General features: G+C 60.4%; 11 protein-coding genes. 10 read left to right on the forward strand and 1 reads right to left on the reverse strand.

The genetic code is table 11. The features are described 5' to 3' along the window. Nucleotides 1–28 precede the first annotated feature (28 nt). Nucleotides 29–598: a lipocalin family protein gene (locus AC1RP7_RS07140; RefSeq protein WP_057712393.1), complete on the forward strand. Its 570-nt coding sequence runs from the start codon at nucleotides 29–31 to the stop codon at nucleotides 596–598. Between the two features lie 114 nt (nucleotides 599–712). Here AC1RP7_RS07140 and AC1RP7_RS07145 read toward each other — a convergent pair whose 3' ends face one another. Beyond that, nucleotides 713–2,077 (reverse strand): formimidoylglutamate deiminase, encoded by a 1,365-nt coding sequence (locus AC1RP7_RS07145; RefSeq protein WP_493181521.1) that lies wholly within the window; start codon nucleotides 2,075–2,077, stop codon nucleotides 713–715. 146 nt (nucleotides 2,078–2,223) lie between these two features. Here AC1RP7_RS07145 and hutC point away from each other — a divergent pair, with 146 nt between their 5' ends. The 9 genes from hutC to hutH (AC1RP7_RS07190) all read left to right on the forward strand — a co-directional run bounded on the left by hutC (nucleotide 2,224) and on the right by hutH (AC1RP7_RS07190) (nucleotide 13,422). Continuing rightward, nucleotides 2,224–2,934 (forward strand): histidine utilization transcriptional repressor HutC, encoded by a 711-nt coding sequence (gene hutC / locus AC1RP7_RS07150; protein WP_173677901.1) that lies wholly within the window; start codon nucleotides 2,224–2,226, stop codon nucleotides 2,932–2,934. Beyond that, the gene (locus AC1RP7_RS07155) at nucleotides 2,931–3,500 is read left to right on the forward strand and encodes a HutD/Ves family protein (protein WP_090452625.1); all 570 of its coding nucleotides are present in this window, start codon (nucleotides 2,931–2,933) and stop codon (nucleotides 3,498–3,500) included. Before hutC ends, AC1RP7_RS07155 begins: the two co-directional genes overlap by 4 nt. Nucleotides 3,501–3,992: 492 nt before the next feature. Then, the gene (hutU, locus tag AC1RP7_RS07160) at nucleotides 3,993–5,675 is read left to right on the forward strand and encodes a urocanate hydratase (RefSeq protein WP_349734694.1); all 1,683 of its coding nucleotides are present in this window, start codon (nucleotides 3,993–3,995) and stop codon (nucleotides 5,673–5,675) included. 164 nt (nucleotides 5,676–5,839) lie between these two features. After that, nucleotides 5,840–7,309 carry a purine-cytosine permease family protein gene (locus AC1RP7_RS07165; protein WP_057712389.1) on the forward strand — a complete coding sequence of 490 codons (1,470 nt, stop codon included), beginning with the start codon at nucleotides 5,840–5,842 and terminating at the stop codon, nucleotides 7,307–7,309. Nucleotides 7,310–7,378: 69 nt separating this feature from the next. Next, nucleotides 7,379–8,347 carry an ABC transporter substrate-binding protein gene (locus AC1RP7_RS07170; protein ID WP_218495268.1) on the forward strand — a complete coding sequence of 323 codons (969 nt, stop codon included), beginning with the start codon at nucleotides 7,379–7,381 and terminating at the stop codon, nucleotides 8,345–8,347. Nucleotides 8,348–8,417: 70 nt separating this feature from the next. Then, nucleotides 8,418–9,269: an ABC transporter permease gene (locus AC1RP7_RS07175; protein WP_057712387.1), complete on the forward strand. Its 852-nt coding sequence runs from the start codon at nucleotides 8,418–8,420 to the stop codon at nucleotides 9,267–9,269. Continuing rightward, nucleotides 9,266–10,096, forward strand: coding sequence for a quaternary amine ABC transporter ATP-binding protein (locus tag AC1RP7_RS07180; RefSeq protein WP_052961897.1), 831 nt, complete (start codon nucleotides 9,266–9,268; stop codon nucleotides 10,094–10,096). Before AC1RP7_RS07175 ends, AC1RP7_RS07180 begins: the two co-directional genes overlap by 4 nt. Nucleotides 10,097–10,246: 150 nt before the next feature. Beyond that, nucleotides 10,247–11,770 carry a histidine ammonia-lyase gene (gene hutH, locus AC1RP7_RS07185; protein WP_090452628.1) on the forward strand — a complete coding sequence of 508 codons (1,524 nt, stop codon included), beginning with the start codon at nucleotides 10,247–10,249 and terminating at the stop codon, nucleotides 11,768–11,770. A 119-nt stretch (nucleotides 11,771–11,889) separates the two neighbouring features. Continuing rightward, entirely contained in the window at nucleotides 11,890–13,422 is a 1,533-nt protein-coding gene (hutH, locus tag AC1RP7_RS07190) for a histidine ammonia-lyase (RefSeq protein ID WP_090452629.1), read from the forward strand. Nucleotides 13,423–13,502 lie beyond the last annotated feature (80 nt).

Genomic DNA, 13,502 nt, shown 5'->3' on the forward strand with positions numbered 1-13,502 from the left:
CGGGGCGATCGCCCACGGGAGAAAAATAATGAAGCGGTTATTGATCATCCTTTTTGCCGGCCTGGTGTTGGCCGGCTGTGCCACGTCTGGCCAGGACCCATTGGCCCCCAAGACGGTCAATAGCGTCAACCTCAAGCGCTACCAGGGCACCTGGTACGAGCTGGCTCGTATGCCGATGTACTTCCAGCGCGACTGCGCGCAGTCCGAAGCCCATTACACGCTCAAGCCCGACGGCAACCTCGCAGTGCTGAACCGCTGCCTGACGGCACAGTGGCAATGGGAAGAGGTCAAGGGCACGGCTTATCCACAGGTGCCCGGCAAGAGCGACAAGCTGTGGGTCGAGTTCGATACCTGGTTTTCCAGGCTGATCCCGGGTTCGGCGAAGGGCGAATACTGGGTGCTGTACGTCAGCGATGACTACAAGACCGCCATCGTCGGTGACCCGAGCCGCAAGTATCTGTGGCTGTTGTCGCGCACGCCGACCGTGAACGGTGTGGTGCGTGAGGAGTTGCTGAGCAAGGCACGTCAGCAGGGGTACGACACCACGCGGCTGATCTGGCGGGCCTCGGAAAAGCAGATGGCCGAGACGTCCAACTGATTACAGATAACACTGTGGGAGCGAGCTTGCTCGCGATAGCGGACTGTCAGACAACATCAATGTTGAATCTGATGGCCCTATCGCGAGCAAGCTCGCTCCCACAGTTGTTTTGTGTCAGCCCAGGAGTTCGCGCAGGACTTGAGTGAAGGCGCGGCTGCTTTCTTCCTCGTCGGCATGCCGCCCGTCACGCACTACCCACTGGCCATTGACCAACACATCCCGCACCTGGCGATCGCCGCCGGCAAACAACCAGCGGTTGAGAATTCCGTCGCCGCTCGCCGTTGCCAGATACGGGTCATTGCCATCGAGCACTAGCCAGTCGGCGCGCTTGCCGACTTCCAGGGCGCCAATCGGCTGACCCAGCGCCTGGGCACCACCATCCAGCGCGGCATCAAACAGCGTGCGGCCGACCATTGGCTGATCCGCGCCGTACAAACGATTACGCCGCTGATCACGCAGACGCTGGCCGTATTCCAGCCAGCGCAATTCTTCCACCACGCTCAATGACACGTGACTGTCGGAACCGATGCCCATGCGGCCGCCCTGGGCGAGGAAATCCACCGCCGGGAAAATCCCGTCGCCAAGGTTGGCTTCGGTGGTCAGGCACAGGCCGGCGATGGCGCGGCTCCTGGCCATCGACGTGACTTCTTCCGGGTTGGCGTGGGTCGCGTGGACCAGGCACCAGCGCTGGTCGACTTCGACGTTTTCGTACAGCCATTGCAGCGGACGACGACCGCTCCAGGTCAGGCAGTCGTCGACTTCTTTCTGCTGCTCGGCAATGTGGATGTGCACCGGGCATTGTTTGTCGCTGGCGGCCAGCACTTCGCTGATCTGTTGCGGCGTGACCGCGCGCAGCGAGTGAAAACACAGGCCCAGGGCCTGCGCCGGCTGCTGCGCCAGGAGCGGTTGCAGGCGCGATTGCAGCTTGAGGTAATTTTCGGTGCTGTTGATGAAGCGACGCTGACCTTCGTTCGGAGTCTGGCCGCCGAAACCGGAGTGGCTGTAGAGCACCGGCAGCAGGGTCAGACCGATACCCGCGGAACCTGCAGCCTGGCTGATACGCAGGGCCAGTTCGGCCGGGTCCGCGTAAGGCTGGCCACTGATGTCATGGTGTACGTAATGAAATTCCGCCACCGATGTGTAACCGGCCTTGAGCATTTCGATGTACAGCTGACGGGCGATGACGCCGAGTTGTTCCGGGCTGATTTTTCCGACGAGGCGATACATCAGGTCGCGCCAGGTCCAGAAACTGTCGTTCGGATTTCCCGCCACTTCCGCCAGCCCGGCCATGGCCCGCTGGAAGGCGTGGGAGTGCAGGTTCGGCATGCCAGGCAGCAGCGGACCGCTCAACCGCTCGGCGCCATCTGCATGGGAATCGGCCTGGATATGGGTCAAAACGCCGTCGGCGCTGACCTCAAGACGTACATTGTTGGCCCATCCACTAGGCAGCAGCGCGCGTTCGGCAAAGAAGGCGGACATGGTTCAGCACCCCATCGTGTGTTATTTGTATATACATATACAGACGTTTGCCTGCCCGGTAAACTCCGGCAAGCTAGCGACATCTACTAAACGACCAAGGATTAACCGTGCCGACTCCGCCTCCAGTCTCTCCGTTGGCCGCGAACATGGGCGACAGTCCGGCGCCCCTGTACGCCCGCGTCAAACAAATGATCACCCAGCAAATCGACAGTGGAAACTGGCCGCCGCACTACCGCGTTCCGTCGGAAAGCGAGCTGGTCAGCCAGTTGGGTTTCAGCCGCATGACCATCAACCGCGCCCTGCGCGAGATGACCGCCGATGGCCTGCTGGTGCGCATGCAAGGCGTCGGCACGTTCGTCGCCGAGCCGAAAAGCCAGTCTGCCTTGTTCGAAGTGCACAACATCGCCGATGAAATCGCCTCTCGCGGTCATCGCCACACCTGCAAGGTCATCACCCTTGAAGAAGAGGCCGCCGGCTCCGAGCGCGCCCTGGCCCTGGACATGCGCGAAGGGCAGAAGGTGTTCCACTCGCTGATCGTGCATTTCGAAAACGATATTCCGGTGCAAATCGAAGATCGTTTCGTCAATGCACTGGTGGCGCCGGACTACCTCAAGCAGGACTTCACCCTGCAAACGCCCTACGCCTACCTGAACCAGGTCGCGCCGCTGACCGAAGGCGAGCACGTGGTCGAGGCGATCCTGGCCGAGTCGTCCGAATGCAAATTGCTGCAGATTGAAAAAGGCGAGCCGTGCCTGCTGATCCGTCGCCGCACCTGGTCCGGCCGTCAGCCGGTGACCGCCGCTCGCTTGATCCACCCCGGTTCCCGTCATCGTCTGGAAGGTCGGTTCCATAAATGAATCAGTTAAAGGTTTTACGCGCCAAAGATTACCCGCGCATGCCGTGGAAGAACGGCGGCGGCAGTACCGAAGAAATCACCCGCGATGCCGGCACCGGTCTGGATGGCTTTGGCTGGCGCCTGTCGATTGCCGACATTGGCGAATCGGGCGGGTTTTCCACCTTCGCCGGTTACGAGCGAGTGATCACTGTTTTGCAGGGCGACGGCATGAGCCTGACGGTGGATGGCCAGGATACTCGGCCACTGTTACCGCTGGACCCATTTGCCTTCAGCGGTGAAAGCAAGGTTTCCTGCACATTGCTCGGCGGTGCGATTCGCGATTTCAACCTCATTTACGCACCGCAGCGTTACGCCGCGCGGTTGCAGTGGTTGTCGGGCGAGCAGCGGTTTTTCAGTGAGGCGGGGACTGTGCTGGTCTTCAGTATCAGCGATGCGCTTGAAGTGAAGGTCGGTACCAGCGCTTCGCAACTGGGTCGCCACGATTGCCTGCAACTGGTCGGTAACACCGGATTGCTGGAAGTCTCCAGCAATGGCGCCTGCTGCGTGATCGAACTCGTCGCACGCTGATACACCATCCCTGTAGGAGCTCGCTCGCGAATAACCCAAATTCGCCGCTGGGCATCTGGTTCTACGCGTTATCGTTCACGACCATCGCGAGCAAGCTCGGCTCCTGCAGGGGCCATGTTTGCCCGCGATGTTGTGCTACCCCTCAGACCGTTTCCGTCCGCGCACCAACTTGTTACCGAATGCCCCAGCGTGGCGCAAAACCACGCTCAAGTAACAATCCGCCTATCCTCCAAAAAATCCCCTCGAAAAATTTCATCTACGCCAAAACCCTTGTTCCAAGGGCTCTCCAGCTGTTTCCGAACTTTTCTTGAATGCTCATCCAACAAGTTGGCCGCTTGATTGCATATGCTTGTATGTACAAGTAAAGACGTATGCGTATGAGTCACGAAGACTCAACCATCGTCCACTGATTCGCCGGTGTGCACTGATGCCCATTGGCTTGCTCGCCCACTGCCTGGGTTGGTTTGGATTGATTGCTGAGGAGTTCTTTTCGTGACCGAGAATAAACGTACCAAGTTTCGCGACGTCGAAATCCGTGCCGCACGCGGTAACAAGCTGACCGCCAAGAGCTGGCTGACTGAAGCGCCGCTGCGCATGCTGATGAACAACCTCGACCCGGAAGTCGCCGAGAACCCTAAAGAGCTGGTGGTTTACGGTGGTATCGGTCGCGCTGCACGTAACTGGGAATGCTACGACAAGATCGTCGAAAGCCTGACCAACCTGAACGACGACGAGACCCTGCTGGTGCAATCCGGCAAGCCGGTCGGCGTGTTCAAGACCCACAGCAACGCCCCGCGCGTACTGATCGCCAACTCCAACCTGGTTCCTCACTGGGCGAGCTGGGAACACTTCAACGAACTGGACGCCAAAGGCCTGGCCATGTACGGCCAGATGACCGCCGGCAGCTGGATCTACATCGGCAGCCAGGGCATCGTCCAGGGCACCTACGAAACCTTCGTCGAAGCCGGTCGCCAACACTACAACGATGACCTCAAAGGCAAGTGGGTACTGACCGCCGGCCTGGGCGGCATGGGTGGCGCCCAGCCTCTGGCTGCAACCCTGGCTGGCGCTTGCTCGCTGAACATCGAATGCCAGCAGGTCAGCATCGATTTCCGTCTGAAAAGCCGCTACGTCGACGAGCAAGCCAAAGACCTCGACGACGCACTGGCCCGCATCGCCAAATACACCGCCGAAGGCAAAGCGATTTCCATCGCGCTGCTGGGCAACGCGGCTGAAATCCTGCCTGAACTGGTCAAGCGCGGCGTACGCCCGGACATGGTCACCGACCAGACCAGCGCCCACGACCCGCTCAATGGTTACCTGCCAGCCGGCTGGACCTGGGACGAATACCGCGCTCGCGCCAAGACCGAACCTGCTGCCGTGATCAAGGCCGCCAAGCAATCGATGGCCGTGCATGTTAAAGCGATGCTCGACTTCCAGAAGCAAGGCATCCCGACCTTTGACTACGGCAACAACATCCGTCAGATGGCGCAAGAAGAAGGCGTGGAAAACGCATTCGACTTCCCGGGCTTCGTACCGGCCTACATCCGTCCGCTGTTCTGCCGTGGCATCGGCCCGTTCCGTTGGGCTGCACTGTCGGGCAACGCTGAAGACATCTACAAGACCGACGCCAAGGTCAAGGAACTGATCCCGGACGACGCCCACCTGCACAACTGGCTGGACATGGCCCGCGAGCGCATCAGCTTCCAGGGTCTGCCGGCACGTATCTGCTGGGTTGGCCTGGGCCTGCGCGCCAAGCTGGGCCTGGCGTTCAACGAAATGGTCCGTAGCGGCGAGTTGTCCGCGCCAATCGTGATCGGCCGCGACCACCTGGACTCCGGTTCGGTATCGAGCCCGAACCGCGAAACCGAATCGATGCAGGACGGTTCCGACGCCGTTTCCGACTGGCCACTGCTCAACGCTCTGCTCAACACCGCGAGCGGCGCGACCTGGGTATCCCTGCACCACGGCGGCGGCGTTGGCATGGGCTTCTCCCAGCATTCGGGCATGGTGATTGTCTGCGACGGTACTGACGAAGCGGCCGAGCGTATCGCTCGCGTGCTGCACAACGACCCGGCCACTGGCGTCATGCGTCACGCCGATGCCGGTTACCAGATCGCCATCGACTGCGCCAAGGAACAAGGGCTGAACCTGCCGATGATTACCGGCAAGTAACGCTGTACGGCTTTATGTGGGAGCGAGCTTGCTCGCGATGAGGCCGGCACATTCAACACTTGTGCTGGCTGACAGATTGCTATCGCGAGCAAGCTCGCTCCCACAGAAAAGCAGATCACAACGACGCTCAGTGAACTATTAGAACAATCCACAGAGGTTGAACCATGGCTGTTAACAGCGAACGTGCAGGCAACAAACCGTTGATCGAGAAGCGTTCGATCGACTACATCCCGGAAGCGGAAAGACACGGTCGTCTGTTTAGCCAGTTCACCCTGTGGATGGGTGCCAACCTGCAAATCACCGCGATTGTCACTGGTGCATTGGCGGTGGTGCTTGGCGGTGATGTGTTCTGGTCGTTGATCGGTCTGTTGATCGGCCAACTGCTCGGCGGTGGCGTAATGGCGCTGCATGCCGCGCAAGGCCCCAAGCTTGGCCTGCCACAGATGATTTCCAGCCGGGTACAGTTCGGCGTGTACGGCGCGGCCATCCCGATCGTGCTGGTGTGCCTGATGTACCTGGGCTTCACCGCAACGGGAACCGTGTTATCCGGCCAGGCGCTGGGCCAGTTGTTTGGCGTCAGCGACAGCGTCGGTATCCTCATTTTTGCCAGTGTCATCGTGCTGGTTACGGTGCTCGGTTATCGGGTGATCCATTGGATCGGCCGAGTTGCCAGCGTCATCGGTGTGATTGCCTTCGTTTATCTGTTCTGGCGCCTGATGAGCCAGACCGACGTCGGCGCTCTCCTGCAAATCCGTCACTTCAGCTGGAGCAGCTTCCTGCTGGCGGTGTCGCTCGCGGCGTCCTGGCAGATCGCGTTCGGCCCCTACGTGGCTGACTACTCACGCTACCTGCCGAGCAATATTTCCTCGGTGAAAACCTTTTTTGCCGCAGGTGCGGGTTCGGTCATTGGCGCACAGGTGGCGATGGTCCTCGGCGTGTTCGCTGCCGCTTCGGCCAACGGGCAATTCGCCGGTCACGAAGTGGCCTACATCGTTGGTCTGGGCGGTACCGGTGCCACTGCTGCGCTGCTGTACTTCAGCATTGCGTTCGGCAAGGTCACCATCTCCACGCTGAACTCCTACGGTAGCTTCATGTGCATTGCGACCATCATCAGCGGTTTCCGTGGCGACCTGAAGGTAACGCACTTGCAGCGTCTGGTCTTCGTGCTGGTCATCGTCGGTGCTGCGACCCTGATGGCGTTGCTCGGTCAGCACTCGTTCCTCGGCGCGTTCAAGTCTTTCATCCTGTTCTTGCTGGCGTTCTTTACCCCTTGGAGCGCGATCAATCTGGTGGACTACTACTGCATCACTCGCGAGCGCTATGACGTACCGGCTCTGGCCGATCCGAATGGTCGCTACGGTCGTTGGAACCTCCTCGGTATCAGCGTCTATGTGTTCGGTGTGCTGGTGCAGCTGCCGTTCATCTCCACTAAGTTCTATACCGGTCCGCTGGTGGCGGCCCTGGGTGATGTGGATATTTCCTGGGTCATCGGTCTGGTGCTTCCCGCCGCCCTGTATTACCTGTGTGCAAAAAAATGGCACGGCACAGTGCCTGATCGTTTGATCCTGCCGGTCGAGCAGGGCGCGATCACCGAACAAAAGCTGAACGTCGGTCGCGCTGCGGCGCAGGCCTGATTGGACGTGGACAGGGCTGGATGCCTCTTGACTGCCGTAAGCCAATTCATGATTAGGAGCGTCACTACAATGAAATCGAACAAGACCCTGCTGACCACATTGCTTTCCATGGGCCTGCTGGCCAGTGCCGGCGCCACTCAGGCGGCGGGTTGGTGCGAGTCGGGCAAACCGGTGAAGTTCGCCGGTTTGAACTGGGAAAGCGCCATGCTGCTGACCGACGTGATGCAAGTCGTGTTGGAGAAAGGCTACGACTGCAAGACCGACAGCCTGCCGGGCAACTCCATCACCATGGAAAACGCCCTGAGCAGCAACGACATTCAAGTGTTTGCCGAAGAGTGGGTCGGCCGCAGCGAAGTCTGGAACAAGGCTGAGAAGGCCGGCAAAGTCGTCGGTGTCGGCGCCCCGGTTGTTGGCGCGATCGAAGGCTGGTACGTGCCGCGCTACGTGATCGAAGGCGACGCCAAACGTAAGCTGGAAGCCAAGGCTCCGGACCTGAAAAACATTGCTGACCTGGGCAAATACTCGGCGGTGTTCAAGGACGCCGAAGAGCCTTCCAAGGGCCGTTTCTACAACTGCCCGGCCGGCTGGACCTGTGAGCTGGACAACAGCGAAATGCTGAAAAGCTACGGCCTGGAAAGCACCTACACCAACTTCCGCCCAGGCACCGGCCCGGCGCTGGATGCCGCTGTGCTGTCGAGCTACAAGCGTGGCGAGCCGATCCTGTTCTACTACTGGTCGCCAACGCCTTTGATGGGCCAGATCGACGCGGTGAAACTCGAAGAGAAACCAGGCGTGAACAAGACAGTGACCATCAAGGTCGGCTTGTCCAAGACGTTCCACGACGAAGCGCCTGAACTGGTGGCCGTGCTGGAAAAGGTCAACGTGCCAATCGACCTGCTGAACCAGAACCTTGGGCGCATGACCAAAGAGCGGATCGAATCACCAAAACTGGCCAAGATCTTCCTGAAGGAACATCCTGAAGTCTGGCACGCATGGGTGAGCGAAGACGCAGCCAAGAAAATCGACGCGGCCTTGTAGGTTGGGCTTCTCCGGCTGTCGGCAACGGCAGTCGGACGCTTGATCGCAACCCCTTGATTGAGAGTCTCTTATGTTTCCCGAAAGCTTTACCTTTTCCATCGCCGACTGGGTCAACGGTTGGGTCGATTCGCTGGTTACCAACTACGGCGACGTTTTCCGCAGCATCTCCGACACCTTGCTGTGGGCCATCGTCAATCTTGAAGGCCTGCTGCGTGCTGCACCCTGGTGGCTGATGCTGGCGATCGTGGCCGGTGTGGCCTGGCACGCGACCCGCAAGGTCGTGACCACTGCCGTCATCGTTGGTTTGCTGTTCCTGGTGGGGGCGGTCGGCCTCTGGGACAAGCTGATGCAGACCCTGGCGCTGATGATGGTGGCGACGATCATTTCGGTGTTGATCGGCATTCCGCTGGGCATTCTCTCGGCGCGCAGCAACCGCCTGCGTTCGGTGCTGATGCCGTTGCTGGACATCATGCAGACCATGCCGAGCTTCGTGTACCTGATCCCGGTTCTGATGCTGTTTGGCCTGGGCAAGGTCCCGGCGATTTTCGCCACGGTGATCTACGCCGCACCACCGCTGATCCGTCTGACCGATCTGGGCATTCGCCAGGTCGACGGCGAAGTGATGGAAGCGATCAACGCCTTCGGTGCCAACCGCTGGCAGCAACTGTTCGGCGTGCAACTGCCACTGGCCCTGCCGAGCATCATGGCCGGGATCAACCAGACCACCATGATGGCCCTGTCGATGGTGGTGATCGCCTCGATGATCGGTGCCCGTGGCCTGGGTGAAGACGTGCTGGTGGGGATTCAGACCCTCAACGTCGGGCGTGGCCTTGAAGCCGGTCTGGCGATCGTGATTCTGGCTGTGGTGATCGACCGCATTACACAGGCGTATGGTCGCGCACGGCATGAGGTGAGCAAATGAACAACGCAACCGTGAGCAAGATCGAAGTCAAGAACGTCTTCAAGATTTTCGGCAACCGTTCCAAGGATGCGCTGGCCATGATCGGCCAGGGCAAGACCAAGGACCAGGTTCTGGCCGAAACCGGCTGCGTGGTCGGCGTGAACGACCTGTCGCTGAGCATCGGCAGCGGCGAGATCTTCGTGATCATGGGCCTGTCGGGCTCAGGCAAGTCGACCCTGGTGCGCCACTTCAACCGCCTGATCGACCCGACCAGCGGCGCGATCCTGGTGGACGGCGTGGACATCCTGCAATACGACATGGAAGCCCTGCGCGAATTTCGTCGGCGCAAGATCAGCATGGTGTTCCAGAGCTTTGGCCTGTTGCCGCACAAGAGCGTGCTGGACAACGTCGCCTACGGCCTGAAAATCCGTGGCGAAAGCAAAGCCATGTGCGCTGAGCGTGCGCTGCACTGGATCAACACCGTGGGCCTCAAGGGCTACGAAAACAAATACCCGCACCAGCTATCCGGCGGCATGCGTCAGCGTGTGGGCTTGGCCCGCGCCCTGGCGGCGGACACTGACATCATCCTGATGGACGAAGCGTTCAGCGCCCTCGACCCGCTGATCCGCGCGGAGATGCAGGACCAGTTGCTGGAACTGCAAAAGACCCTGCACAAGACCATCGTCTTCATCACCCACGACCTCGACGAGGCCGTGCGCATCGGCAACCGCATCGCGATTCTCAAGGACGGCCGCCTGATCCAGGTCGGCACGCCAAGAGAGATCCTGCATTCGCCGGCGGATGAGTATGTCGACCGCTTTGTGCAGCGTCGGGCGGCGGTGGTTTAAAAGGTTTGTGCCGGCTGTGCTGGCCCCATCGCGAGCAAGCTCGCTCCCACAGTGGATCCCCGGTGTTCACAAAACCTGTGGGAGCGAGCTTGCTCGCGATGAGGCCGGTAAAGATGCATCAATATTCAGGTTTGTACGCAGAGGTTGAAGATGTCCCAGGCTGAAAAAATCGTTATCACCGAGTCGCAGGTCAGTTGGCAGGATGTGGTCGCCGTTGCTCGTCATGGCGCACAGCTTGAACTCTCGGCACCGATCTGGGCGCGCATCGAAAACGCACAGGCCATCGTCCAGCGCATCGTCACCAGCGGCGAACGTGCCTACGGCATCAACACCGGCCTGGGCGCGCTGTGCAACGTTTCGCTGCAGGACGAACAACTCAGCCAGTTGTCGCGCAACACCTTGCTCAGCCACGCTTGCGGCGTGGGTGCACCGCTGACTGACGAGCAGACCCGCTCGATCATGTGCGCGGCCATCGTCAACTACAGCCACGGCAAATCCGGCTTGCACCGTCAGGTCGTCGAAGCGCTGCTGGCGCTGCTCAACCGGGGCATCACCCCGCAGGTGCCGTCCCAGGGTTCGGTGGGTTATCTGACTCACATGGCGCACATCGGCATCGCGCTGCTGGGCGTGGGCAATGTCAGCTATCGCGGGCAGATCGTTTCCGCGCAGCAAGCGCTGGCCGAAGAAGGTCTGCAACCAGTCAAGCTCGGTGCCAAGGACGGTTTGTGCCTGGTAAACGGTACGCCGTGCATGAGCGGCCTGAGCTGCCTGGCGATTGCCGATGCCACGCGCCTGCTGGAATGGGCCGACGTGATCGGCGCCATGAGCTTCGAAGCCCAGCGCGGGCAGATCGATGCGTTCGACGCGGAGATCATCGCGCTCAAGCCGCACCCGGGCATGCAACAGGTCGGGATCAACCTTCGGGCCTTGCTCGACGGCAGCGAAGTGATCGCCCAGAGCAAAGGCATTCGCACCCAGGATGCCCTGAGCATTCGCTCGATCCCGCAGGTGCACGGTGCTGCGCGCGATCAACTGGTGCACGCGATCAAACAGATCGAAACCGAGCTCAACGGCGCCACCGACAACCCGCTGGTGCTGGGTACCGCGGACAATTACCGCGTGGTGTCCCAGGCCAACCCTCATGGCCAGTCCGTGGCAATGGCGGCGGACCTGCTGGCGATCGCCATGGCGGAAATCGGCTCCATCGCCGAGCGTCGTCTGGACCGTTTGATCAATCCGCACGTCAGCGGCCTGCCGGCTTTCCTGGTGGCCAACCCGGGCGTGAACTCCGGGATGATGATCGTGCAATACGTGGCCGCTTCGCTGTGCGCGGAGAACCGTCAACTGGCGCAACCGGCAGTCCTCGACAATTACGTCACTTCCGGTCTTCAGGAAGATCACCTGAGCCTGGGCACCAACGCCGCACTGAAGCTGCATCGCGCGCTGGAAAACTGCACGCAGATCCTCGCCATCGAGTATTTGCTGGCGGCCCAGGCGTTTGAGTTCTTGAAGGAACAACGCTTTGGTGCGGGCACCGATACCGCTTGGCGTCTGCTGCGTGAGCGAGTTCCTGCCTACGACCAGGACCGTTGGCTGGCACCAGACATTGCCGCCGCTGCCAGTGTTCTGAAAGACCCTGTTTTGCTGCAAAAAACCTTACCGAATCTGAATTGATTTCCCTATAAAACCAGCGTGCCAAGGCGCCACCCCCTCAAAAAGGGGGAAGCGACGGACAACGGACATCTCCGGAGCGTCTGGTTAGTTAATAGCTAACTCTCAAAAGGAGCACAAAAATGACTGCGCTAAATCTGATTCCCGGCCAACTGACCCTCGCCCAACTGCGTGACGTCTATCAGCAGCCGGTGAAACTGACCCTCGACAACAGCGCCTCGGCCCAGATCGAAGCCAGCGTTGCCTGCGTGGAACAGATCCTCGCCGAGAACCGCACCGCCTACGGTATCAACACCGGTTTCGGTCTGCTGGCCTCGACCCGCATTGCCAGCGAAGACCTGGAAAACCTGCAGCGCTCGCTGGTGCTGTCCCACGCCGCCGGTGTCGGCCAGCCGATCAGCGATGAGCTGGTGCGTCTGATCATGGTGCTCAAGGTCAACAGCCTGAGTCGTGGTTTCTCTGGCATCCGTCGTGTGGTGATCGACGCGCTGATCGCCCTGATCAATGCCGAGGTTTACCCGCACATTCCATTGAAAGGCTCGGTCGGTGCTTCCGGTGACCTGGCGCCTCTGGCCCACATGTCGCTGGTGCTGCTGGGTGAAGGCAAGGCTCGCTACAAGGGCGAGTGGATGGAAGCCACCGAAGCGCTGAAAGTTGCTGGTCTGACCCCGCTGACCCTCGCCGCGAAAGAAGGCCTGGCGCTGCTCAACGGCACTCAGGTGTCCACCGCATTTGCCCTGCGTGGCCTGTTCGAAGGTGAAGACCTGTTTGCTGGTGCCTTGGCACTGGGCGGCCTGACCGTTGAAGCGGTCCTGGGCTCGCGTTCGCCGTTCGACGCCCGTATCCATGCTGCCCGTGGCCAGAAAGGCCAGATCGACGCCGCCGCCGCTTATCGCGATCTGCTGGGCGAGCGCAGCGAAGTCTCCGACTCCCATGAAAACTGCGAGAAGGTACAAGACCCGTACTCCCTGCGTTGCCAGCCACAAGTCATGGGTGCCTGCCTGACCCAGTTCCGTCAAGCGGCCGAAGTACTGGCGATCGAATCCAACGCCGTTTCCGACAACCCGTTGGTTTTCGCCGCTGAAGGTGACGTGATCTCCGGTGGCAACTTCCACGCCGAGCCGGTGGCCATGGCCGCTGACAACATGGCATTGGCCATCGCTGAAATCGGTTCCCTGAGCGAGCGCCGTATCTCGCTGATGATGGACAAGCACATGTCGCAACTGCCGCCGTTCCTGGTGGCCAACGGCGGTGTGAACTCCGGCTTCATGATCGCCCAGGTGACTGCAGCGGCATTGGCCAGCGAGAACAAGGCGTTGTCCCATCCGCATTCGGTGGACAGCCTGCCGACTTCCGCCAACCAGGAAGACCACGTATCGATGGCTCCGGCGGCTGGCAAGCGCCTGTGGGAAATGGCCGAGAACACCCGTGGGATTCTCGCGGTGGAATGGCTGGCGGCAGCCCAGGGCCTGGACCTGCGCAATGGTCTGAAGACTTCGCCAAAACTGGAAAAAGCCCGTGCCATTCTGCGTAACGAAGTGCCGTTCTATGAGAAGGACCGCTTCTTCGCGCCGGACATCAATGCGGCGTCTGAACTGTTGGCCTCGCGTTGCCTGAACGAGCTGGTTTCGGCGAAGTTGCTGCCTAGCCTGTAATTGCCCCTTCGCGAGCAAGCCCGCTCCCACATGGATTGCGTTGAACCTGTAGGAGCTGGCTTGCCAGCGATTCGATTTTG

It is taken from the genome of Pseudomonas sp. GW822-FHT01E03 (assembly GCF_058802985.1).

What these genes read in the sequence shown, in the direction of transcription:
- AC1RP7_RS07145 (WP_493181521.1), bottom strand. Translation starts at nt 2,077, where the DNA reads ATGTCCGCCTTCTTTGCCGAACGCGCGCTGCTGCCTAGTGGATGGGCC.
- hutC (WP_173677901.1), top strand. Translation starts at nt 2,224, where the DNA reads ATGGGCGACAGTCCGGCGCCCCTGTACGCCCGCGTCAAACAAATGATC.
- hutH (WP_090452628.1), top strand. Translation starts at nt 10,247, where the DNA reads ATGTCCCAGGCTGAAAAAATCGTTATCACCGAGTCGCAGGTCAGTTGG.
- AC1RP7_RS07155 (WP_090452625.1), top strand. Translation starts at nt 2,931, where the DNA reads ATGAATCAGTTAAAGGTTTTACGCGCCAAAGATTACCCGCGCATGCCG.
- AC1RP7_RS07175 (WP_057712387.1), top strand. Translation starts at nt 8,418, where the DNA reads ATGTTTCCCGAAAGCTTTACCTTTTCCATCGCCGACTGGGTCAACGGT.
- AC1RP7_RS07165 (WP_057712389.1), top strand. Translation starts at nt 5,840, where the DNA reads ATGGCTGTTAACAGCGAACGTGCAGGCAACAAACCGTTGATCGAGAAG.
- AC1RP7_RS07170 (WP_218495268.1), top strand. Translation starts at nt 7,379, where the DNA reads ATGAAATCGAACAAGACCCTGCTGACCACATTGCTTTCCATGGGCCTG.
- AC1RP7_RS07140 (WP_057712393.1), top strand. Translation starts at nt 29, where the DNA reads ATGAAGCGGTTATTGATCATCCTTTTTGCCGGCCTGGTGTTGGCCGGC.
- hutH (WP_090452629.1), top strand. Translation starts at nt 11,890, where the DNA reads ATGACTGCGCTAAATCTGATTCCCGGCCAACTGACCCTCGCCCAACTG.
- AC1RP7_RS07180 (WP_052961897.1), top strand. Translation starts at nt 9,266, where the DNA reads ATGAACAACGCAACCGTGAGCAAGATCGAAGTCAAGAACGTCTTCAAG.